Here is a 21,486-nt window from a genome sequence, read left to right as displayed (position 1 = left end):
GTCTCCCAGGTCAGGGGGCGAGGATCACCGAGCGCGTGAGGTGGCGCGGGCTGTCGGGGTCCAGCCCGCGGGACGCGGCGACGGCGACCGCGAGGCGCTGGGCGCGGACCAGTTCGGCGAGCGGGTCGAGGCGCCCGGCGATCCACAACGCGCCGGTGCCGCCGACCTGTTCGGCGAGTCCGTCCGGCGCGCCGCCCAGCATCCAGGTCGCCGTGCCCGTCGTGCTGACGCTGACGGGGCCGTGCCGGTACTCCATGGCCGGGTAGGACTCCGCCCAGGCCAGTGCGGCCTCGCGCATCTTCAGCGCGGCCTCGTGGGCCAGACCGACGGTCCAGCCGCGCCCCAGGAAGGTGTACTGCCCGCAGTCCACCAGTCGTTGGGGCAGCGGCTCCGTCAGGGCCGTGCGGGCGTCGGTGACGGCCGTGTCGGGGTGGAGGCCGAAGTGGGTGCGGAGCAGGGTGAGGGCCGTGGTCGCGAACCGGGTCTGGACGACGGAACGTTCGTCCGCGAAGTCCAGGACGGCGAGGTCGTCGGCGGCCGTCCGCACGGGTGTGTCCGGGTCGGCGGTGACCGCGGTGGTGGGAGTGTGGCCCCGCAGCCGGCCCAGCAGGTCGAGGACCTCGGTCGTGGTGCCGGAGCGGGTGAGGGCGACGACCCGGTCGTAGCGGCGGCCGTGGGGGAACTCGGATGCCGCGAACGCGTCGGTCTCGCCCTGGCCCGCGTCCTCGCGCAGGGCCGCGGCCGCCTGCGCCATGAAGTACGAGGTGCCGCAGCCGACGATCGCGACCCTCTCCCCCGGTGCCGGCAGCACCTGCGCATACCGGGCCGCCTGCGACGCGGCGCGGGCCCAGCATGCGGGCTGGTCCGCCAGCTCGTCCTCGACATACGTCATACCGCACCCTCCACTCTGATTGTTCCTGCAAGATATAGCCGACTTTCGAGCATCATCAAGCATTCGGCCGGACCAGGTGCGCTAGGGTCGCCGGAGATCGAGAGGTGGAGGTCCGGATGTCCCGCGACGCCCGGTGGAAGGCGCTGCTGGAACTGCTCGTGGAGCGCGGCCGGCTGGACGTCGAGGACGCGGCGGCGGAGCTCGGGGTGTCGGCGGCGACGATCCGCCGTGACTTCGACGGGCTCGCCGAGCAGCAGATGCTGGTGCGCACCCGGGGCGGCGCGGTCGTGCACGGCGTGTCCTACGAGCTGCCGCTGCGCTACAAGACGGCCCGCCACGCCTCGGAGAAGCAGCGCATCGCCAAGGCGGTGGCGGATCTGGTGGCGCCGGGCGAGGCCGTCGGGCTGACCGGCGGGACGACCACGACCGAGGTGGCACGGGCCCTGGCCGTGCGCGGGGACCTGACCTCCGGGTCGCCCGCGCTGACCGTCGTGACGAACGCGCTGAACATCGCGGGCGAGCTGGCCGTACGGCCCCAGTTCAAGATCGTGCTGACCGGCGGGGTGGCGCGACCCCAGTCGTTCGAGCTGGTCGGGCCGCTCGCGGACGGAGTGCTCGGGCAGATCACCGTCGACGTGGCGGTGCTCGGCGTCGTCGCCTTCGACGTGACCCACGGCGCCGCGGCGCACGACGAGGCGGAGGCAGCGGTCAACCGGCTGCTGTGCGAGCGGGCGGAACGCGTGGTGGTGGCCGCCGACTCCAGCAAGCTCGGGCAGCGGGCGTTCGCCCGGATCTGTGCGGCCGAGGCGGTGGACACGCTGGTCACGGACACGGCGGCGGACGCGCAGACGGTGCGGCGGTTCGAGGAGGCCGGGCTGCGGGTCGTCACGGTCTGAGGTGCCGGCCCGACAGCGGCGGTCCGACGGCGCACCTCCCGCGGCGGTTCTAGGCTGGGGCTGAGGCGCCTACCGGGCAGGGAGGCTGTCATGGGCGGAGCGGCACGGGACCGGGACGTGGCGAGCGGCCGGCGGTATGTCCCGATCGCCGAGCACGGGCTGATCGGCGATCTGCGCAGTGTGGCCCTGGTGGGCACCGACGGCACGATCGACTGGTACTGCTGTCCGGCCTTCGACGCGCCGAGCGTGTTCGCCGGGATCCTCGACGCGGAGCGCGGCGGCTGCTTCGAACTGGCGGTGACCGTGCCGGCGCGGACCAAGCAGTTCTACTTCCCCGACACCAACGTCCTGATCACCCGGTTCTTCACCGAGGACGGGGTCGGCGAGGTGCAGGACTTCATGCCCGTCGGCGGCGGGCCGGCCGAAGCCGAGCGGCACCGGCTGATCCGTCGGGTGGTGTGCGTGCGGGGCTCGATCCCCTTCCGTACGCGCGTGGCGCCCCGGTTCGACTACGGCTCCCTGCCGCACACCGTCCGGCTGACCGGGGACATGGCGGTGTTCGAGACGGAGGGGTTGGCGCTCGCGCTGACCGCGACCGTGCCGCTGGAGGCCGCCGGCCCGGACGTGCGGGGCGACTTCAAACTCTCCGAGGGCGAGTCGGCGGTCTTCGCACTGGACAAGGTCGGCGGTCATGTGGCGCCCCGACGGTGCGCGCGCACGGAGGCCGAGGAGCAGTTCGAGGCGACCGTGGCGTACTGGCGGCACTGGCTGGCGGCATCCCGGTACAAGGGCCGCTGGCGGGAGATGGTGCACCGCTCGGCCCTGACGCTGAAGCTGCTCACCTACGCGCCGACCGGGGCGATCGTGGCCGCGCCGACGACGAGCCTGCCCGAGGAGCTCGGCGGCGAACGCAACTGGGACTACCGGTACGTGTGGGTGCGCGACGCGGCGTTCTGCGTCTACGCCCTGCTGCGGCTGGGCTTCAGCGGCGAGGCCGAGGCCTTCATGGACTTCGTGACCCGGCACATCAGCCCGGGCGACGGCAAGCGCTCCGGCCCGCTGCAGATCATGTACGGCATCGACGGCCGCGCCGAGCTGCCCGAGCGCACCCTGGACCATCTGGAGGGCCACCACGGTTCCGCGCCGGTGCGGGTCGGCAACGCGGCGGCCGACCAGCTCCAGCTCGACATCTACGGCGCGCTGATCGACTCGATCTACCTCTACGACAAGTGGGCCAAGCCCATCTCCAGCGGTCAGTGGGACGACGTGTGCGCGCTGGTGGACTGGGTGTGCGAGCACTGGGACCAGCCCGACGAGGGGATCTGGGAGACGCGGGGCGGGCGCAAGAACTTCCTGTACTCGCGGCTGATGTGCTGGGTGGCGATCGAGCGGGGGATCCGGATGGCCAACCGGCGCGGCCTGCCCGCCGACCTGCCGCGCTGGCGGGAGTGCCGCGACACGATCTACCGGCGGATCATGAGCCGGGGCTGGTCCGCGGAGCGCGGGGCCTTCGTCCAGCACGAGGACGGTGACGTGCTGGACGCCGCCGTGCTGATGATGCCGCTGACGAAGTTCATCGCCCCGACCGATCCGAAGTGGCTGTCGACGCTGAACGTGCTCACCGAGGAACTCGTGTCCGACTCGCTGGTCTACCGCTACGACCCCCGGTCGAGCCCCGACGGGCTGCGCGGCGACGAGGGCACGTTCTCCATCTGCTCGTTCTGGTACGTCGAAGCGATGGTGCACGCCGGCCGGATCGACGAGGCGCGCCTGGCCTTCGAGAAGATGCTGACGTACGCCAACCATCTCGGCCTGTACGCCGAGGAGATCAGCCACACCGGGGAGCAGCAGGGCAACTTCCCGCAGGCGTTCACCCACCTGGCGCTCATCAGCGCGGCGTTCAACCTGGATCGTGCGCTCGGTTGACACTCAGTGCCCGTGGCCGTCCTCCGCATGCCCCTCGGGGGTGTCGGGCCCGGCCGCCGCTTCCCCGGCGCGGACGGTGAACGCCGCCGTGCGGACCTCGCCGTCGTGCTTGAAGTCGAGGAACAGGCGGTAGGCGCCGGAGCTGGGCGCGGTGGCCGTGAACGAGATGTCCGGGCCCGGCCTGGTCGTGCCGTCGCCGGGTTCGCCGTTCGGGTGGACGTGCAGGTAGGCGAGGTCGCCGGAGCGCAGGGCGACCAGGTGGCCGTACGCGCCGAGGTAGGGCTGGAGGTCGGTGACGGGCTCGCCGTGGCGGGACACCTTCAACTCCAGTTCGTTCGCCTCGCCCGGGCGCAGGGCGCCGGACAGCTTCACCTCGTAGCCGTCGACCCGGGCCGTGGTGCTCGCCGGCGGCAGTCGCCGGGCCTCGTAGGGGCCGGAGGCGGCGAGGTCCGCGCCGAGAGTGAGGTTCTCGGCGCCCGTCTTCGCCGGGGTGAAGTCGGCGAAGACGCGGTAGCCGCCCGCGCGGGGCAGGTCCAGGGGGGTGCTCCAGGTGCCGTCGGCGGCGCGGGTGGGGTGCAGATGGCGGTAGGTGACCAGGTCGCGTGAGGCCACGATGAGGTGGAGTTCCTTGTCGTGCTCGCGTTGATAGGCGGTGAGCGCGCGACCGCCGGCGTCCCGGACCGTGAAGCGCAGGTCGGCGCGCTCGCCCGCGGTGACCCGCGGGGTTTCCAGGTCGAGCGTGTAACCGCCCTCGGAGATCTGCAGTCCGCCGGCCGGGGGCGTGCCGTGTCCCGCGTGGCCCTGCCCCTTCTCCGGTTCCGGCGCGGGCGGGGTGTGTTCGTCGGCGTGTTTCGGGGGGCTGTCGGCGACGACGGGGCCGACGCCCTGGCCGACGCCGTAGGCCGCGCCGAAGGTCGCCGCGAGGGCGGCGGCGAAGGTGGTGATCCTCAGTCCGGTGTTCATGACCGTCGGCTCCTTCAGATACCGGGCCTCCCGCTCGAGTGCGGGGACTCCATGCAGTTCACCATACCCCTAGGGGGTACTGAGTCAAGTAACTCGGATGCTTGCATCACATACCCTCTGGGGGTATACATGAAATCGGCGAGGGATACCCCTGCCCCGTATGTTCCGCATCTGTTGAACCGTCCCTGGGAGGAACCCGATGCCCGCTACCACCTACGCCGTCTCCGGAATGTCCTGCGGCCACTGCAAGGCCACGCTGACCAAGGTCATCGGCGAGCTGGACGGCGTCAGCGTCGTCGAGGTCGACCTCGACAACGGCCAGGTCACCGTCACCAGTGCCGCCGAGCCCGACGACGCCCTGATCGCGGAGGTCGTCGACGAGGCCGGCTACGAGCTGACCGGGAGGGTCTGAGCCATGAGCACCGGTACGACGACCGGCGCCGGCGTCGAGGTGGAACTCGCCATCGGCGGTATGACCTGCGCCTCCTGCGCGGCGCGCATCGAGAAGAAGCTCAACCGCATGGAGGGGGTCACCGCCACCGTCAACTACGCGACCGAGAAGGCCAAGGTCAGCTACTCCGGTGACGTCTCGGTCGGCGATCTCATCGCCACCGTCGAGGCGACCGGGTACACCGCGCAGGAGCCCCGGCCTCCCGCCGACCGGGCCGCCCCGGCCGAGGAGGCCGACGAACTGCGGCCGCTGCGCGAGCGGTTGATCACCGCCGTGGTGCTGTCGGTCCCCGTCGTGGCCATGGCCATGATCCCCGCGTTGCAGTTCGATCACTGGCAATGGCTGTCACTCACGCTGGCCGCGCCCGTCGTGACGTACGCGGCGTGGCCCTTCCACAAGGCGGCGTTCACCAACGTCCGGCACGGCGCGGCCACCATGGACACCCTGATCTCGGTGGGCACCTCGGCCGCCTTCCTGTGGTCGCTGTGGGCCCTGTTCTTCGGCACGGCCGGCACGCCGGGCATGACGCACCCCTTCGAGCTGACCATCGAGCGCACGGACGGCGCCGGGAACATCTACCTGGAGGCCGCCGCCGGCGTGACCGCGTTCATCCTGGCGGGGCGCTACTTCGAGGCGCGCGCCAAGCGCAAGGCCGGGGCGGCGCTGCGGGCCCTGCTGGAACTGGGGGCGAAGGACGTCACGGTGCTGCGGGCCGGCGGTGAACAGACCGTCGCCGTCACGGAGTTGAGGGTCGGGGACCACTTCCTGGTCCGGCCCGGTGACAAAATCGCGACGGACGGGACGGTCGTCGAGGGGTCCTCCGCCGTGGATGCCTCGATGCTCACCGGCGAGTCCGTGCCCGTGGAGGTGAGTGCGGGCGATCCGGTCACCGGCGCCACGATCAACGTCGGCGGGCGGCTCGTCGTGCGGGCCACCCGGGTGGGCGCCGACACGCAGCTGGCCCGCATGGCCCGCCTGGTGGAGGACGCGCAGAACGGCAAGGCCGCCGCGCAGCGGCTCGCGGACCGGATCTCCGCGGTGTTCGTGCCGGTGGTGATCGCCCTCGCGCTGGGCACGCTGGGCTTCTGGCTGGGCAACGGCGCCGGGCTGACGGCCGCCTTCACCGCGGCGGTCGCCGTCCTCGTCATCGCCTGCCCCTGCGCCCTGGGTCTGGCGACACCGACCGCGCTGATGGTCGGCACCGGGCGCGGCGCCCAGCTCGGCATCCTCATCAAGGGCCCGGAGGTCCTGGAGTCCACCCGCCGGGTCGACACGGTCGTCCTCGACAAGACCGGCACCGTCACCACCGGCCGTATGACGCTGCTGGCCGTGCACACCGCCGACGGCACGGACGAGACCGAAGTGCTGCGGCTGGCCGGGGCGTTGGAGCATTCCTCCGAGCACCCGATCGCCCGGGCCGTGGCCGACGGGGCGCTGGAGAAGCTGGGCGCGCTTCCCGCTCCGGAGGACTTCGCCAACGTGCCCGGACTCGGTGTGCAGGGTGTCGTCGAGGGCCACGCGGTGCTCGTCGGCCGGGAACGGCTGCTGGCCGACTGGGCGATGGAGCTGCCGCAGGAGCTGGCCAGGTCCCGGGCGGCGGCCGAGGACGCCGGGCGCACGGCCATCGCGGTCGCGTGGGACGGTCAGGCACGAGCGGTGCTGGAGGTGGCCGACGCGGTGAAGGACACGAGCGCGGAGGCCGTGCGCCGGCTGCGGGCGCTCGGCCTCACGCCCATCCTGCTGACCGGTGACAACCAGGCGGTGGCCCGGTCCGTCGCCCGCCAGGTGGGCATCGAGGAGGTCATCGCCGAGGTGCTTCCGCAGGACAAGGTCGACGTCGTCAAGCGGCTCCAGGCCGAGGGCCGGTCGGTGGCGATGGTCGGGGACGGAGTCAACGACGCCGCGGCCCTCGCCCAGGCCGATCTCGGCCTGGCCATGGGCACCGGCACGGACGCCGCCATCGAGGCCGGCGACCTGACCCTCGTCCGGGGCGATCTGCGGGCCGCCGCGGACGCCATCCGGCTCGCCCGCCGCACGCTCGGCACCATCCGCTCCAACCTGTTCTGGGCCTTCGCCTACAACGTGGCGGCCCTCCCCTTGGCCGCCTCCGGCCTGCTCACCCCGATGATCGCGGGTGCGGCCATGGCCTTCTCGTCGGTCTTCGTGGTCGGCAACTCGCTGCGGCTGCGGACCTTCCGGGCCGCCGGCTGAGGCGCCGGCGGATCAGCGGTGGCGCCACACGAGCGTGTAGCGCCACAGCAGACGGCGGCGCACACGGGCCCCGGGCAGCACGGCCCGGGCCTCGCGCACGACCTCGGGGAAGGCGAGGTCCGGCGGACGGGTGCGGGCGGTCATCGAGACCGGCCGGGGTGCCGGGCGGCCCCAATTCTTCAGCAGCGCCATGACGATGTCGAGCGGGATGGACGCGATGCCGAGCAGGTGGTCGACGGGCGTCGACTCCCGGGCCACGCCGACGATCACCAGGGTGCCGCCGGGGGCGAGACGGTCGCGGAAGGACTGCAGGGCCTCGGTGAACGGCAGATGGTGGACGACGGCGACGCAGGTGATGACGTCGTACGACCGTTCACCGAGGCCGGTCAGCGCGTCGGCCGCCGTGTAGGTCACCGGGGCCCCGGCCGGGGTCAGTTCACGCGCCCGGGCCGTGATCTCCGGATCGGCGTCGATCCCGTGCACATGCTCCGCCCGGCCGGCCGGCAGCCGGGCCAGGTCGCCACTGCCGCAGCCCACGTCCAGGGCGCTGCCCGCCCGCCCGGGAAGCTGCCGCAGGATCCAGCGGTGGAAGTGGGCGTTGTGGTCCCAGGGGCGAGCGGCGTGAAAACGCTCCAGCGCGCTCAGGACGCGGCGAGACAGGGGTGACATGCGCTCAGTGTCCCTGCTGTCCGGGGGGCCGTTCGCAGTCCGGGCACTCCGGAGGTACCGGCTCGCAGGGGCGCCGAGCGTGCGCCGGGCGTGAGCCGGTACCTTGCTGGGGAAGGCCACTGCGGGGAGAAGCACATGACCGATCCGACGACCACAGACGCGGACACCCCCCGTCCGCTCCGAAACGCCCGGGACGTCGCGGGTGGACGCGGCGGGCTCCTGGGGGCCGTGTTCAGCGATCTCAGGGCCGTGGACGGCGCCTTGTACGCGGCGGTGGCCGCCACCCCCACGCCGACCCTGGACCGGACGCTGCGCCACCTGTCGCACGCGGCCGATCACTCCAAGATCTCGTTCGCCATCGCCGCCGCCCTTGCTCTGGCCGGGAAGCGGCCGCGCAAGGCCGCCCTCGTCGGCGTCGGCGCGATCGCCGTGGCATCGGCCTCCGCCAATCTGCTCGGCAAGCGCCTGGTGCGCCGGGCGCGGCCCGACCGCGAGGCGGCCCGGGTGACGGTGGACCGGCACGTCAAGATGCCGACCTCGGCGTCGTTCCCGTCCGGGCACACGGCGTCGGCGGTCGCGTTCGCCACCGCCGTCGGCGTGGTCCTGCCCCCCGCTGCGGTACCGCTCGGGGCGCTGGCGAGCGCCGTCGGCTATTCCCGTGTCCACACCGGCGTGCACTACCCGGGCGACGTGGCGGCGGGCGCGGTCCTCGGGATCGCGAGCGCCGCCGCGGCCCTGGCGGCGGCAGCGGCCACTCCGTCCGCGCGGACACAGGCCCTCCTCGCGGCGGCCCGTTCATGGCCGCGGATCAGCGTCGTCGGCACCCTGCGCCGGTGACGCGCGGCCGGGCCGGGGGCGATGCCCCCACCCCCGCGCGGTCACCCCTGCACTGACGAACGCGTACCCGGCTCGGCCGGCCCGGTTCGCCCCGGGGCGGCGGCCCAGGTGCTGTGCCGGACGCGCCGGTCTGCGTCCTGCCCGCGAGGCTCCGAGGCCTGTCGGCGGGAGCGGCTCCGGTCCCCGTGGCGGTGGCGGGGGCCCTGGAGCCGACGGCCCCTGCGCCTCCGGCACGGAAGCGGCACCGGTCCCGTGGCTATTTCCCCTGGCGCGGCAGCGTCGTTCCGGGCAGCGCGTACTCGTCACGGCGGCCGCACATGCCGAAGCCGCCGAGCCGGGTGGGCGCGGCCTCGTGGGCGGTGGCCTCGCCCAGGTAGGCGGGATCGCCGGCGGCCAGGGCGTCGAGCTGGGCGCCGGTGCGCTGCGCGGTGGCCAGGGCGCCCTCGCGCCACAGGGCCTGCCAGGTGGGCACCTTGGCGCGCACGATCCGGGCGGCGGCGCGCTGGAACGCCAGGTACGGGCCGTTGTCGCCGGCGACGAGGGCCTCGCGCAGGACGAGGTAGCCCTCGACGGCGAGGTCCCTGCGGCGCCGGGCGGCCGCCGCCGTCTCCGGCCCGGTGCCGGGCGGCAGGGACGCGGCGGCGGCGTACCGGCCGGGGTCGGCGAGCACCTCGGGCGGGAAGGTGAACACGGCGTCCCCGGCCTCGGGCAGACCACTGTTCTGCATCAGCACGGTGATGCGCAGATCGCCGCCCTGCACCATGCGGTGCACGGTGCCCGGTGTGAACCAGGCGAGGGAGCCGGCTTCGAGGGGGATGTCCCGGTAGCCGTCGGGGCTCAGCGTCTGCACCGCGCCCCGGCCGCCGGTCACGACGTACGCCTCGGTGCACACCAGGTGCAGGTGCGGGCTGCCGCCGCAGACCCCGTCGGCGGCCTCCCAGTCGTAGGCGCTGAGGTGGGACAGGCCGATCGCGCCGGGCAGCGGGTGCGGAAGACCCGCCGGCTCGGCCTCGCTCACCACGGCAGGCCCTCCAGATGAGTGCCGACCCGGTCGCGGTCCCAGGCACCGTCGGCGACGACGAGGCGGTACCGGTAGGCGAAGGACTCCCCCGGCGGCAGCTCGAACTCCTCGAAGAACGCCCAGGAGAACGCGACCGTCGGGAACGGCTCGGAGCGGACGAACCAGTGCGACGCGTGGATCGCGGACGTCTCGTCGAGGTTCTCGGGCGCGTGCGCGAAGACCAGGGTGGAGTGGCCGTCGACGTCGTCGTGCTCGGTGGTGAAGGCGAGCCAGGGTCCCTGGGCGCCCATCAGTTCGCCCGCGCCGGCGTCGGTCTCCGGGGCGAACACCGTGCCGCCGGTGAAGTCGCGCGGACCGCGCCACTGGAGTCCGGTGTAGCCGGCCATCTCACGGCCCGCGGTGGTCGGTGAGCCGAAGACCAGCGGTTCGGAACGGGTGTTGGTGAGGCGGATCGACCAGTCCAGGGCCCAGGAACCGGCATCCTCGTCCACCGAGTGGACGGTCAGCCCGCGGACCTCGCGCGCCCACTCCTCACCGCCGTTCTCGATCCAGGTGAGGTGTTCGGTCAGGGCGAGGCGGTCGTCCTCGACGGTGAGGTCCGCGAAGCCGTCGTGCCGCATCGAGCCGACGCGCTCGGGCAGGGGGAGGTAGCCCTCGCCGTGGACGTAGCAGTTGCCGCCCCAGAAGTTCTGGCCGGACAGATGGCTCGCGGTCATCTGCAGACCCTTGTGCCAGCGATGGTCGTTCGGGCGATAGCCGGTGACCGTGCGGCCGGAGAGCGTGCGCACCGGGTGGGCGTAGGGCTTGCGGGACTCGAAGGGATCCGGGTCGGGGCGGTAGACGTAGCGGAGGATCTCCGTGCCGTTCGCCGCCGCGACGGCGACGTTCTCGCCGTACGTGTGGGTGACGCGGATGGTCATGCGCGCTCCTTGGGGGCCCAGTCGGGGTAATCGCCGTGCATGGCCTCGTAGAAGGGGTCTCCGGGCACGATCTCCCCCGCGTGCACCGAGCGGCCGGTGAACGCCGCCTTGTACAGGGCGGCGGCGAACTCGAGGGTGGCGCGGGCGTCGCGGCCGCTGCCCGGTGGCCTGGTGCCGGTGTCGTAGGCGTCGAGGAGGGCGCCCAGTTGGGCGGTGTGCGAGCTGGGCACGTCGCTCGCGGGGGTGCGCCAGGCGGTGGCCCGCTCTGAGGCGACGTGCGGGGCGGGGGTGTAGGTCCAGCTGTCGTTGCCGTGGCCGTACAGGTGGGTGAGCTCGACCGTGGCATCCGCGCAGTCGATGCGGATGCGGCTCACCTCGTCCGGGGACAGCACGCTGTTGACGACGGTGGCGAGGGCGCCGCTGCCGAACCGCACGAGGGCGGTGGAGACGTCCTCGCTCTCGGTGTCGTGGACCAGGCGGGCGGCCATCGCCCGGATCTCCTCCCACTCCCCGAGCAGGTGCAGCATCAGGTCGTACTGGTGGATGCCGTGGCCCATGGTCGGGCCGCCGCCCTCGCTGGCCCATTTCCCGCGCCACGGCACCGCGTAGTACGCGGCGTCCCGGTGCCAGGTGGTCTGGCAGTGCGCGACCAGCGGGGCTCCCAGCTCACCGCTCGTGATCAGCGCGCGGGCGTGCACGGCGCCGGATCCGTAGCGGTGCTGGAAGACGACCGCCGCGTACGCGCCGGAGGCCTTCTCGGCGGCGGCGATCTCGTCGTACTCGGCGAGCGACAGGGTGAGGGGCTTCTCGCACAGCACCCAGGCGCCCGCCTTCAGCGCGGCCACCGTCTGGTCGCGGTGCAGGGAGGGCGGGGTGCCGATGAGGACCAGGTCGGGGCGTTCGGCGTCCAGCATCGCGTCCATCGAGGTGTATCCGGCGACCTGGTCACCGGCCAGCTCGCGGAAGGCGCCGAGTCGCTCCTCGTCCACGTCGACGGCGGCCACCAGTTCCACCCGGTCGGAGTGGGCCCGCAGCGCGGGCAGGTGACTCCCGGCGACGATGGCTCCGGTGCCGACGACGGCCACGCGGCGGCGGGTGGGGGACAAGGACATGCGGCGCTCCTCGGACGGCCGGCGGACACACGCTGGGAAAGCGCTTGCATCGGTAGGGACCCTAGGCGGGAGAGAATGTCTGGACAACCCCCCTGAGCGACCTGCACAAGGTCTGCCCGGGCATCGTCCCAGCTGGGGACAGCGATGCGGGTTGTTGCCCCCGCCATGGAAACGGCGCTCTCCGCGTCGTCGCCGAAGCCGGTTTCCCCCGGGGCTATCGGACGACGGGCCGTCCCCGCCCTCGTGTCGCACAGCGTCTTCCGCATGTCCCGGCCCACGGGGCGGCCGCCGTCGCGGGACGTCGAGCGCGGCCCCCGAGGGGCCGTGCGCCGCGCCGCGCGGTCGCGACAACGGCGACCGGCCCTGATGGCCACCACCCGCGGGTGGTGGCCATCAGGGCCGGTCCGGTCGAGTCAGGACTCGACGATCTTGCGTACGTTCTCCACGGAACCACAGCCGGCCTTCAGCTGACGCTCGCGCTCCTGCGCGAACGCCTGGCCCAGCGCCTCCCGACGCTCCATCGCCACGTTCTCCCGCGCGCCGTTGAGGATGGTGCGCTCCTCCTCGTCGGCGTGGTGGGTGACGGCTTCCACCAGCTCCTCGAGCTTCGAGTCCCACTCCTCGGAGCCGACCTCTTCGACCTCGAGGAGCTCCAGGAGGGCCTCGTTGCCCTCGTCGTGCTCGTGCTCGCCGTGCTCGACCTCTTCGTCGTCGATGTTCTTGTACCGCTTGAGCGCCGGGTAGACCTTGGCCTCCTCGGCCTGCGCGTGCGCGATCAGCAGATCCGCGAATTCCCGCAACGCACCGGCCCGGTCGGCTTCGACGCTCCGCATCTGGCGGAAGAGGTCTTCCATGCGCCGGTGGTCCTGGAGAATGAGTTCTACGACATCTTGTGTGTCGGCCATGGAACGGGAACGCCTTTCCTCGAAGACATACGGGTCACTTTCGTTTACCCCATTCCTGATGTTCTGTTCGCCTCATGTGGCGGCCTGTCGGCCTACCAGCGATACCAGCGGCCCTTGCGGCCACCACTGTCCGCGGTGCGCAGCACGAAGCCGAGCAGCCACAGGACCAGCACGATCACCGCGATCCACCACAGGGCCTTCAGTGCGAAGCCCGCACCGAAGAGGACCAGGGCCAGCAGCAGGACGAGAAGCAGGGGAACCATAGTCATCAACCTCCGTCCCCTCTGATGCCCTGGCCTTAGGCGAACACGCAGTCGAATTTCCGTGTTTCTTCACCCAGAGGAAGGGCACTTGGGTCGCTTTTGTCCGGGCGCCCGAACCGAGAACGAGTCTCACGCGAACTTCCCCCGAAAGGGAGTTGTCCGCAGCTCTCCGGGTCATCGGAGCGGCGGCCGGTGCACCGGCCGACTCCGTCCGCCCCGAAAGAGGTCTCATGAACAGCACCGCGCGGCGCGTCCGGCCGGACCGGGCTGTGTGGTGGCGCCGGTGGTCCTGGCCGTCGGTGCCGGACCGGGCGGCGCGGGCCGCACCCGCTCCCAGGGCCGCGACGACGACCGCCGAAGCGGCCGCCGGGCGGCCTGATCGGGCCGATCGGGCCGGTCCGGCGCGCCGTGTACGCGGGCGCCTCAGTCCTCGCCGACGACGATCACCTCGTCCCCGGCCGTCCAGCCGCGCCGCTCCGCCTTGGGCGGGTTGATCCGCACCCCGTAGCCCGGGCCGGCCGACGCGTCGTCGTGGCTTCGGTAACCGACGGCGCATTCACCGCGCTGACGTGCCGCCGCCACGACGGTGGCGAAGGTCGTCTCGCACCCGGGCAGCACGTAGTCGCCGGCCGGCCGCAGGCGGATGCCGGTGCCGTCGGCCGAGAACAACTCCTCGAACACCGCCGCCAGGTGCCGGTTCTGGGAGATCTGCGCCATGAGCAGGCCGATGAGCTTGCCGCTGATGATCACGTCGGCTCCGGGGCCGAGAGGGGCCAGCGCCCGGTTGCGGTCGTCGATCAGTTCGGTGACGACCGGCAGGACACGCCCCGTGGCCTCCTCCAGTTGCCGCAGCAGCAGGAGTGTGACGAGCGTGCGGTTGTCGGGGTCCTCCGGAGGCTGCCCCGGGGCGGGATCCTGGCCGAGCACGATCACACTGTCGTAGGAGGGCACGTCCAGGCCCCGCAGAGTCTCGGGCCGGGTGACGTCACCGTGGTGCAGGGTCAGCGTCAGGTCGCTGCCCTGGTGCGCGTCGGTCTCGTTCACCTGGCGGACCGTCGCTGCACCGCCGTCCGCGACCACGTCCACCGCCGATCCGGGCCGGGCGCGGCGGCGCAACTGGTCGACCATGAGCGGCGCTCGGCGGTTCCAGCCCAGCAGCAGGACCCGCTCCGGCCGCGGGGGCGTGACGGGGCCGAACGCCATCGCCGCCTTCTCGACCGCGTCCTCGCAGTCGGCCGGCCGAAGCGTGTCGTCGTCCCGGGAGATGACGATGAGCAGGTCGTCCTCGGCGAGGGGCGTCTGCGGCGGTGGGTTCAGCGCGGGGGTGTCGCCGCGCACGATGCCGACGACGCTGGACGTCGGGTAGGACAGCAACGCGTCACCGAACGGGCGTCCGGCCAGGTCCGGTTCGGTGACGAGGTAGAACTCGTCACCGGCGAAGTCGAGAAGCTCCTGGTGGACGAGGGAGAGCCCGGGGCGGCGGGCGGCCTGGACGATCAGCCGGGCGGTGACGGTGTCGGCTTCCAGGACGACGCCGCGCGGCCCGGCGGCGAGCGTGGCGGCCAGCCGGTAGCGGTCGTCCCGGACGGCGGCGACGACCGGCGGGCGGGCCCCTTCCCCGGGCAGGGCCGCCCGGAGCGCCAGCAGCGTCTTGACCACCTCCGCGTCGGCGTCCGGCTCGTCGCGGGGCAGGACCAGCACGACACCGGCCGTCGCCGGGCTGGTCAGGGTGAGCACCGCCGGGTCGGTGGTGGGGCCGCTGCGGCAGATCAGCCTCGTACGGCCCATGGGGCCGACCTTGGTGCCCAGGGCCTCCTCCATGGCGGTCTTGTCCCGGTCGGCCAGCACCGCCACCGCAGCGCGCCGCTGATTGGCGTTGGCGGCCACCAGCTCGCTCACCACCGTGAACACCTGCTCCGACCAGCCCAGGACCACGACGTGCCCGCTTTCCAGCACGGTGGAACGGCCCCTGCGCAACGCGGTGAGCCGCTCCGTGAGCGCCGTCGTGATCAGGCCGACGAGCGTCGACACGTACAGCAGGGCGACCAGGGCGAGCAGCACCGACATCGTCACGCGCAGCGGCGTACCCGTCGCGCCGCCCAGCCGCAGGGTCTCGCCGGTGAGCCGCCACACCGCCACCAGCCGGTCCGGCAGGGCCTCCGGCGCGCCGGGGTCGGTCCACACCACCACCGCGCTGGCCGGGACGACGACGGCGAGGCACAACAGCGCCATCCAGCCGACGATCGCCGAGGCACCGCGGGCCAGGGTGCTGTCGAACCAGTAACGGGCTCGGTCACCCCACGGAACACGCCGCTGCGCCACTCTTCCCCCCTCCGCCGCCCCGGACTCCCCTGGTGCCGGTCGGCGCCGCGTACGCGATGAACCGGATGGACGGCCGCCCGGAGAGCACGGATGTGCATCCGCATGTCGCAGTGTGCGGGCCGGTTCGTGGCGGCGGCCGCGGTTCGCCGCGCATTCATTCCTTCGGGTTGCCCGGGCCGGCCGGCCCGGCGGACCCGCTGTGACGTCAGTGTTTGCGGCCGGCTTCGCTCCTTCGGGTCAACGCCCGGCCGAAGGACGGCGCCCGGGCGGGGCCGCCAGTACAAAGGCGGCCATGACTGAAGATCACGCGGTGGTGCATGCGGACGGCGGTTTCTCCCGGAGGACCTTCGCGACGGTGGCCGGCACGGCCACGGTCGCGACGGCCCTGACCGGCGGTGCCGCCACGGCTCTGCCGGCACCGGCCGCACCGGCCGCCCCGGGCGACAGACGCGGCGCCGACTTCGACCGGTGCCTCGCCGTCGCCCGCGCACTGCTCGTACTGGACTCCGACGACCGTCCCCTCGTCCCGCGCTACCAGCGCGTCCTCAAGAAGGGGCTGCCGGCTCAGCGCCGGACCCGCCCCAAAGACGTCCTCGTCATCGGCGCCGGTCCGGCCGGGCTGGTCGCCGCCTGGCTCCTGAAGAAGGCCGGTCACCGGGTCACGGTCCTGGAGGCCAACGGCAACCGGGCGGGCGGACGCGTCAAGACCTTCCGCAAAGGCGGCCACGAGGACGCCGAGCAGCCTTTCGCCGATCCCCGCCAGTACGCCGAAGCGGGCGCGATGCGCCTCCCCGGCAGCCACCCCCTGGTGATGGAACTGATCGACCAGTTCGGCCTCGACAAGCGGCGCTTCCACTACGTCGACGTCGATGCCGAAGGGCGCCCCGCCGGCCGCACCTGGATCCACGTCAACGGCATCCGCGTACGGCGCACCGAATACGCCCGCGCGCCCCGGCGCGTGAACCGGTCCTTCGGTGTGCCCAAGGCCCACTGGGACACCCCGGCCGCCGCCATCCTGCGGTCGGCGCTGGACCCGGTGCGCGACGAGTTCAGCTACGTCGACTCCCACGGCAAACGGGTCGACAAGCCGCTTCCGGAGCGGCTGCGGGGCTGGGCCCGCGTGGTGCGGCGCTTCGGTGACTGGTCGATGTTCCGCTTCCTCACCGAGCACGCGGGCCTGGACGAGCGGACCATCGACCTGATCGGCACCCTGGAGAACCTGACCTCGCGCCTCCCGCTCTCCTTCATCCACAGCTTCATCGGCTCCTCCCTCATCAGCCCCGACACCCCGTTCTACGAACTGGAGGGCGGCACGGCCGTCCTGCCGGACGCCCTGCTGGAGCGCGTGCGCGAGAACGTGCGGTTCGACCGCCGCGTCACGCGCATCGAGTACCACCACCCCGACCGCCCCGCGCCGGACGCCGCTCACGCCCGGAGCAAGGGCCCGCACGTGTGGGTGGACACCGTGTCCGAGGGCCGCGGCGGCCCGGTCGTGCGTGAGCAGTTCACCGCGGACGTCGCCGTGGTCACGGTGCCGTTCTCCGGCCTGCGCCACGTACAGATCGACCCACCCCTGTCGTACGGCAAGCGCCGCGCGGTCAGCGAGCTGCACTACGACAGCGCGACCAAGGTGCTGCTGGAGTTCAGCCGCCGCTGGTGGGAGTTCGACGAGGCCGACTGGAAGCGCGAACTGCACGCCGTCGACCCCGGCCTGTACGACGCGTACCGCACCGGCCGCGCCGCCACGGACGGCACCCTCCTCGGCGCCCACCCCTCGGTGCCCGGCGGGCACATCTCGGCGGGTCAGCGCACCCACTACGCGGCCAACCGCGCGAGCGGGCGCGACCAGCCCGAGGCGGTCGACGTCGTGGGCGGCGGCTCGGTGTCGGACAACGCCAACCGGTTCATGTTCCACCCCTCCCATCCGGTCCCGGGCAGCGCGGGGGGTGTCGTGCTGGCCTCCTACAGCTGGGCGGACGACGCGCTGCGCTGGGACTCCCTCGACGACGAGGCGCGCTACCCGCACGCCCTGTGCGGCCTCCAACAGGTCTACGGCCAGCGCATCGAGGTCTTCTACACCGGCGCGGGACGTACCCAGAGCTGGCTGCGCGACCCCTACGCCTACGGGGAGGCGTCCGTGCTGCTGCCCGGGCAGCACACCGAGCTGCTCCCGGTCATCCCCGTGCGGGAGGGGCCCTTGCACTTCGCCGGTGACCACACCTCCGTCAAACCGGCCTGGATCGAGGGAGCCCTGGAGTCCGCCGTGCGGGCCGCCCTGGAGATCCACACCTCATAAGGCGCGCTGAACCGCCACACGCGACGGCCCCGGCGCCCCGGCACCGGGGCCGTTCGCTCGCCGTGGTGCGGACGAAACGCCGCGGGCGCCCCGGTTACCGCGATGACCAGAACCTCCCGTTGGTTCCGCAGGCGAGACGGCGTGTCGATGCCACGTGCACCATGTGGCCCACGTCGCCCTCCCCCACGGGGCGTGGACCTACCCGCATCGGCCGTGATGCCTGCCGCCTTCCAGCAGCACGGCATCCGGCCCGGCCCGCTCCTCTTCGAACGCGAACCCGACCTGATGGGGGGGCTGATCGCCTCCCTGTTCGTCGGCGTGGCGCTGCTGCTCGCCCTGAACCTGCCGCCGGTGCGGGTGAAGCTGCTGCGCATCCGACGGCCGTACCTCTGCGCCGGGATCATGTTCTTCGCGGCGGTCGGCGCGAACGCCGTCGGCGGTGAGCTGATCACCGGTCTGATCGGCGCCGAGGTCGGCGAGGTCGGCGAGGTCGGCGAGGAGCATGGTGGCGTACGGCCCGGCCAGGACTCGCGAGAAGTCCGCGATCCGCACCCCCTCCAGGGCGCCACGCTCCAGGTCCACGTCCGCCTCCGAGTGATCGTCGCCGCGCGTTCTGCGGCTTTCGGGCACCACCCTCTCACCGCCCCGCCTCTTGACGCGTCAATGACAACGATGGCTTGATGTGGTGGGAGCGCTCCCACCTCACCAAGGGAAGGGACCACCATGCGCAGAACCCCCCACTCGTCCCCGCACTTACGGGTCATGTCCGTTCTCGGGCTCCTGGCCGCCCTGCTCCTCCCACTCGGCATGACGTCCGCATCGCACGCGACGGCCGCGCCCGCGGCGGACCCCGTCCGCGTCATGCCGCTGGGCGACTCGATCACCGGGTCGCCGGGCTGCTGGCGGGCCGTGCTGTGGAACCGGCTGGTGAGCAGCGGATACAAGGACATCGACTTCGTCGGCACCCTCCCCCCGCAGGGCTGCGGTCAGGCGCACGACGGTGACAACGAGGGGCACGGCGGCGAACTGGCCACCCATGTGGCCGACCAGAACCTGCTCCCCGGCAGGCTGGCCTCCACGCGGCCGGACATCGTTGTCATGCACTTCGGCACGAACGACGTCTGGAGCGGCATCTCCCCCGACCGCATCCTCGCCGCCTACACCAAGCTCGTGACGCAGATGAGGGCCTCCGATCCGGACATGCGGATCCTCGTCGCCCAGCTCATCCCCATGAACCCGAGCAGCTGCGGGGCCTGTGCGCAGCGCGTCGTCGACTTCAACGCGCGCCTTCCCGGCTGGGCCCGGACGACCGGCACCGACCGCTCCCCCGTCACCGTGGTCGACCAGTGGACCGGCTTCAGCACGGCCACCGACACCTACGACGGCGTGCACCCCAACGCCTCCGGTGACAACAAGATCGCCGCCCGCTGGTTCCCGGCCCTGGCGGCGGTCCTCGACGCCGGTGTCCCTCAGGACCCGGGCGGCCCCGGCGACCCGGGCGAGGACCCGGCCGCCTGCACCGCGCGCTTCCGGGCCGTCTCCTCCTGGCAGGGCGGCTATCAGGGCGAGGTGATGGTGACCAACACGTCGTCCTCCACCGTCTCGGGCTGGACCGCGACCGTCGCACCGGCGAACGGCGCGCGCCTCACCCAGGTCTGGAACGGCACCCACACCACGGCCGCGGACGGCACCGCCACCGTCACCAACGCGGCCTGGAACGGCGCGCTCGCCCCCGGCGCGAGCGCCACGTTCGGCTTCGTCGCCACCGCCCCGGCGACGGCGGGCACCCCGGCGGCGACCGTCACCTGCACGGCGAAGGCACCGGCGGGATGACAGCCGTGCCGGGTGCGGGACGTCCCGGCCACGGGCCCGTGCGGACCGGGCCCCGAGGGCAGCAGCACCCCGTTCAGCGCCGCAGCGCGACCGACCACGCGCCTCACCCGACCCCCACTTCTGGAGCCGTCATGAGACTCCGCCCCACGCTCACCACCCCACGCCCGGCCACCGTGGCCGCCGCCCTTCTGGGCCTCCTCCTGTCCTTCCTCGTGCTCACCCCGCCGGCCCAGGCCGCCCCCACCGGCTTCCGGGTCCAGAACGGCCGGCTGCTGGAGGCGAGCGGGAACGACTTCGTGATGCGTGGCGTCAACCACGCCCACACCTGGTATCCGAACCGGATCAGCTCCTTCGCCCACATCAAGGCCAAGGGCGCCAACACCGTCCGCGTGGTCCTCGCCAGCGGTGACCGCTGGGCCCGCAACGACACCGCCGACGTGGCGAACGTCGTCTCCCAGTGCAAGCAGAACCGGCTCATCTGCGTCCTCGAAGTCCACGACACCACGGGGTACGGCGATCAGAGCGGAGCGACGACCCTCTCCCGCGCGGCCGACTACTGGATCAGCGTGAAGAGCGCCCTGGCCGGCCAGGAGGACTACGTCATCGTCAACATCGGCAACGAGCCGTTCGGCAACAGCACCCACACGGCGTGGACGGCCGACACCAAGGCGGCCATCCAGAAGCTGCGCGGCGCCGGGTTCAACCACACACTCATGGTCGACGCGCCCAACTGGGGACAGGACTGGTCGTTCACCATGCGCGACAACGCCGCGTCCGTCTTCGCCGCCGACCCCGACCGCAACACGGTCTTCTCCGTCCACATGTACGGCGTTTTCAACACGGCCACGAAGGTCAGCGATTATCTGAACCGCTTCGTCGAAGCCAAGCTTCCCCTCGTGGTCGGCGAGTTCGGCCACGACCACTCCGACGGCAACCCCGACGAGGACACCATCCTGGCCACCGCCCAGCAGCTCGGCCTCGGCTACCTCGGCTGGTCGTGGAGCGGCAACAGCAGCGACGTCGGCTACCTGGACATGGTCACGAACTTCGACCCGGACCAGCTCACCTCCTGGGGGCAGCGGCTCTTCAACGGCGCGAACGGCATCGCCGCCACCGCCAAGGAGGCCACGATCTACGGATCCGGCGGCGGCGACACCACGCCCCCGACGGCCCCCGGCACCCCGACCGCCTCCGGAGTGACCTCCTCGTCCGTCACTCTGACCTGGGCAGCCGCCTCCGACGCGAGGGGCGTCACCGGCTACGACGTCGTGCGGCTCAACGAGGGCTCCGAGTCGGCCGTCACGAGCACCGCGAGGACCACCGCCACCCTCACCGGCCTGTCCCCCGCGACCTCCCACACCTTCGCCGTCTACGCCCGCGACGCCGCCGGCAACCGCTCGCCCCGCTCGGGCACGGTGACGGTCACGACCTCCCCCGGCGGCTCACCGTCGGCCTGTGGTGTGGCCTACCGGGTGACGGGCAGCTGGTCCGGCGGCTTCCAGGGCGAGATCGTCCTCCGCAACACCGGCACGTCGGCGATCAACGGCTGGACGCTGCGCTGGACCTTCCCGGACAGCCAGCGCATCACCAACCTGTGGGGCGGTACGGCGACCCAGAGCGGCTCCGAGGTGAGCGTCGCGGCCGCCTCGTACACCGCGACGATCCCCGCGGCCGGCTCGGTCTCTCTCGGCTTCACGGCCACCCGTTCGACCGCGAACCCCAGCCCGACGGCCTTCACTCTCAACGGCGAGAACTGCTCGGTGAGCTGAGCACGCCCGCGTGCGGCGGTGCCGCCCGGCTCCGGGCCCGGCGGCACCACCCTTGACGTGATCCGCGCTACACCCCGCCGGAAAGCGGTTTACCCCGCCACTCGGTGGTCAGGCGGCGGGGATGTCGCACCGGCACCCCACCGCCGTCTCCCCGGCAAGACGCGTTCACGCCCGCCCCGGTTCCCCGGACCGCGCGCGGG

General features: G+C 72.6%; 17 protein-coding genes and 1 pseudogene. 9 read left to right on the top strand and 9 right to left on the bottom strand.

The window, feature by feature from the left end:
• Positions 1-10: 10 nt before the first annotated feature.
• Positions 11-892: an SIS domain-containing protein gene (locus ACIQHQ_RS23135; RefSeq protein WP_402614341.1), complete on the bottom strand. Its 882-nt coding sequence runs from the start codon at positions 890-892 to the stop codon at positions 11-13.
• Between the two features lie 116 nt (positions 893-1,008).
• Here ACIQHQ_RS23135 and ACIQHQ_RS23130 point away from each other — a divergent pair, with 116 nt between their 5' ends.
• Both ACIQHQ_RS23130 and ACIQHQ_RS23125 read left to right on the top strand, forming a co-directional pair.
• Positions 1,009-1,788: a DeoR/GlpR family DNA-binding transcription regulator gene (locus ACIQHQ_RS23130; protein WP_402614338.1), complete on the top strand. Its 780-nt coding sequence runs from the start codon at positions 1,009-1,011 to the stop codon at positions 1,786-1,788.
• A gap of 90 nt (positions 1,789-1,878) precedes the next feature.
• Positions 1,879-3,714 (top strand): glycoside hydrolase family 15 protein, encoded by a 1,836-nt coding sequence (locus tag ACIQHQ_RS23125; protein ID WP_402614335.1) that lies wholly within the window; start codon positions 1,879-1,881, stop codon positions 3,712-3,714.
• A gap of 3 nt (positions 3,715-3,717) precedes the next feature.
• Here ACIQHQ_RS23125 and ACIQHQ_RS23120 read toward each other — a convergent pair whose 3' ends face one another.
• A complete protein-coding gene (locus ACIQHQ_RS23120; RefSeq protein WP_402614332.1) occupies positions 3,718-4,677 on the bottom strand; it encodes a hypothetical protein in 960 nt (319 codons plus the stop codon).
• Between the two features lie 199 nt (positions 4,678-4,876).
• Between ACIQHQ_RS23120 and ACIQHQ_RS23115 the strand changes: the two genes are divergently transcribed.
• On the top strand, positions 4,877-5,089 hold the full coding sequence (locus ACIQHQ_RS23115; RefSeq protein WP_402614329.1) for a heavy-metal-associated domain-containing protein: 213 nt from the start codon (positions 4,877-4,879) through the stop codon (positions 5,087-5,089).
• A gap of 3 nt (positions 5,090-5,092) precedes the next feature.
• Positions 5,093-7,339 (top strand): heavy metal translocating P-type ATPase, encoded by a 2,247-nt coding sequence (locus tag ACIQHQ_RS23110; RefSeq protein WP_402614326.1) that lies wholly within the window; start codon positions 5,093-5,095, stop codon positions 7,337-7,339.
• A gap of 12 nt (positions 7,340-7,351) precedes the next feature.
• Here ACIQHQ_RS23110 and ACIQHQ_RS23105 read toward each other — a convergent pair whose 3' ends face one another.
• Positions 7,352-8,008 (bottom strand): class I SAM-dependent methyltransferase, encoded by a 657-nt coding sequence (locus tag ACIQHQ_RS23105; RefSeq protein ID WP_402614323.1) that lies wholly within the window; start codon positions 8,006-8,008, stop codon positions 7,352-7,354.
• Between the two features lie 135 nt (positions 8,009-8,143).
• On the opposite strand from ACIQHQ_RS23105, the gene ACIQHQ_RS23100 reads away from it, so the two are divergent.
• Positions 8,144-8,845, top strand: a complete 702-nt coding sequence (locus ACIQHQ_RS23100; protein WP_402614321.1) for a phosphatase PAP2 family protein — start codon at positions 8,144-8,146, stop codon at positions 8,843-8,845.
• Between the two features lie 256 nt (positions 8,846-9,101).
• Here ACIQHQ_RS23100 and ACIQHQ_RS23095 read toward each other — a convergent pair whose 3' ends face one another.
• From ACIQHQ_RS23095 to ACIQHQ_RS23070, 6 genes are all read right to left on the bottom strand, one after another.
• Positions 9,102-9,866: a cupin gene (locus ACIQHQ_RS23095; protein ID WP_402614318.1), complete on the bottom strand. Its 765-nt coding sequence runs from the start codon at positions 9,864-9,866 to the stop codon at positions 9,102-9,104.
• On the bottom strand, positions 9,860-10,786 hold the full coding sequence (locus ACIQHQ_RS23090; RefSeq protein WP_402614315.1) for a PmoA family protein: 927 nt from the start codon (positions 10,784-10,786) through the stop codon (positions 9,860-9,862). The genes ACIQHQ_RS23095 and ACIQHQ_RS23090 overlap by 7 nt, the downstream gene beginning before the upstream one ends.
• Positions 10,783-11,898: a Gfo/Idh/MocA family protein gene (locus ACIQHQ_RS23085; protein WP_402614312.1), complete on the bottom strand. Its 1,116-nt coding sequence runs from the start codon at positions 11,896-11,898 to the stop codon at positions 10,783-10,785. Before ACIQHQ_RS23085 ends, ACIQHQ_RS23090 begins: the two co-directional genes overlap by 4 nt.
• A 413-nt stretch (positions 11,899-12,311) precedes the next feature.
• Complete coding sequence (locus tag ACIQHQ_RS23080) at positions 12,312-12,803, bottom strand: hemerythrin domain-containing protein (protein ID WP_402614310.1); 492 nt, start codon at positions 12,801-12,803, stop codon at positions 12,312-12,314.
• A 92-nt stretch (positions 12,804-12,895) separates the two neighbouring features.
• On the bottom strand, positions 12,896-13,066 hold the full coding sequence (locus tag ACIQHQ_RS23075) for a DUF5670 family protein (protein ID WP_184567467.1): 171 nt from the start codon (positions 13,064-13,066) through the stop codon (positions 12,896-12,898).
• A 423-nt stretch (positions 13,067-13,489) separates the two neighbouring features.
• Positions 13,490-15,388, bottom strand: a complete 1,899-nt coding sequence (locus ACIQHQ_RS23070; RefSeq protein ID WP_402614307.1) for an NAD-binding lipoprotein — start codon at positions 15,386-15,388, stop codon at positions 13,490-13,492.
• A 292-nt stretch (positions 15,389-15,680) separates the two neighbouring features.
• Between ACIQHQ_RS23070 and ACIQHQ_RS23065 the strand changes: the two genes are divergently transcribed.
• From ACIQHQ_RS23065 to ACIQHQ_RS23050, 4 genes and pseudogenes are all read left to right on the top strand, one after another.
• Positions 15,681-17,684, top strand: coding sequence for a flavin monoamine oxidase family protein (locus ACIQHQ_RS23065; RefSeq protein WP_402614304.1), 2,004 nt, complete (start codon positions 15,681-15,683; stop codon positions 17,682-17,684).
• A 207-nt stretch (positions 17,685-17,891) separates the two neighbouring features.
• Positions 17,892-18,170 (top strand): annotated as a pseudogene (locus ACIQHQ_RS23060) (tripartite tricarboxylate transporter permease); the annotation flags it as partial.
• A gap of 237 nt (positions 18,171-18,407) precedes the next feature.
• Positions 18,408-19,517 (top strand): GDSL-type esterase/lipase family protein, encoded by a 1,110-nt coding sequence (locus ACIQHQ_RS23055; RefSeq protein ID WP_402614301.1) that lies wholly within the window; start codon positions 18,408-18,410, stop codon positions 19,515-19,517.
• Between the two features lie 131 nt (positions 19,518-19,648).
• The gene (locus ACIQHQ_RS23050; RefSeq protein ID WP_402614298.1) at positions 19,649-21,286 is read left to right on the top strand and encodes a cellulase family glycosylhydrolase; all 1,638 of its coding nucleotides are present in this window, start codon (positions 19,649-19,651) and stop codon (positions 21,284-21,286) included.
• Positions 21,287-21,486: the final 200 nt, after the last annotated feature.

The sequence above is a fragment of the Streptomyces sp. NPDC092370 genome, assembly GCF_044755265.1.
Taxonomy (GTDB): Bacteria; Actinomycetota; Actinomycetes; order Streptomycetales; family Streptomycetaceae; genus Streptomyces.
The sequence above is the reverse complement of the archived record's forward strand: the minus strand, read 5'-3'. Positions and strand labels throughout refer to the sequence as shown.

Excerpts from the sequence above, each read along its gene's own strand:
- ACIQHQ_RS23135 (WP_402614341.1), bottom strand. The coding sequence starts at position 892 with ATGACGTATGTCGAGGACGAGCTGGCGGACCAGCCCGCATGCTGGGCC.
- ACIQHQ_RS23130 (WP_402614338.1), top strand. The coding sequence starts at position 1,009 with ATGTCCCGCGACGCCCGGTGGAAGGCGCTGCTGGAACTGCTCGTGGAG.
- ACIQHQ_RS23125 (WP_402614335.1), top strand. The coding sequence starts at position 1,879 with ATGGGCGGAGCGGCACGGGACCGGGACGTGGCGAGCGGCCGGCGGTAT.
- ACIQHQ_RS23120 (WP_402614332.1), bottom strand. The coding sequence starts at position 4,677 with ATGAACACCGGACTGAGGATCACCACCTTCGCCGCCGCCCTCGCGGCG.
- ACIQHQ_RS23115 (WP_402614329.1), top strand. The coding sequence starts at position 4,877 with ATGCCCGCTACCACCTACGCCGTCTCCGGAATGTCCTGCGGCCACTGC.
- ACIQHQ_RS23110 (WP_402614326.1), top strand. The coding sequence starts at position 5,093 with ATGAGCACCGGTACGACGACCGGCGCCGGCGTCGAGGTGGAACTCGCC.
- ACIQHQ_RS23105 (WP_402614323.1), bottom strand. The coding sequence starts at position 8,008 with ATGTCACCCCTGTCTCGCCGCGTCCTGAGCGCGCTGGAGCGTTTTCAC.
- ACIQHQ_RS23100 (WP_402614321.1), top strand. The coding sequence starts at position 8,144 with ATGACCGATCCGACGACCACAGACGCGGACACCCCCCGTCCGCTCCGA.
- ACIQHQ_RS23090 (WP_402614315.1), bottom strand. The coding sequence starts at position 10,786 with ATGACCATCCGCGTCACCCACACGTACGGCGAGAACGTCGCCGTCGCG.
- ACIQHQ_RS23085 (WP_402614312.1), bottom strand. The coding sequence starts at position 11,898 with ATGTCCTTGTCCCCCACCCGCCGCCGCGTGGCCGTCGTCGGCACCGGA.
- ACIQHQ_RS23080 (WP_402614310.1), bottom strand. The coding sequence starts at position 12,803 with ATGGCCGACACACAAGATGTCGTAGAACTCATTCTCCAGGACCACCGG.
- ACIQHQ_RS23075 (WP_184567467.1), bottom strand. The coding sequence starts at position 13,066 with ATGGTTCCCCTGCTTCTCGTCCTGCTGCTGGCCCTGGTCCTCTTCGGT.
- ACIQHQ_RS23065 (WP_402614304.1), top strand. The coding sequence starts at position 15,681 with ATGACTGAAGATCACGCGGTGGTGCATGCGGACGGCGGTTTCTCCCGG.
- ACIQHQ_RS23055 (WP_402614301.1), top strand. The coding sequence starts at position 18,408 with ATGCGCAGAACCCCCCACTCGTCCCCGCACTTACGGGTCATGTCCGTT.
- ACIQHQ_RS23050 (WP_402614298.1), top strand. The coding sequence starts at position 19,649 with ATGAGACTCCGCCCCACGCTCACCACCCCACGCCCGGCCACCGTGGCC.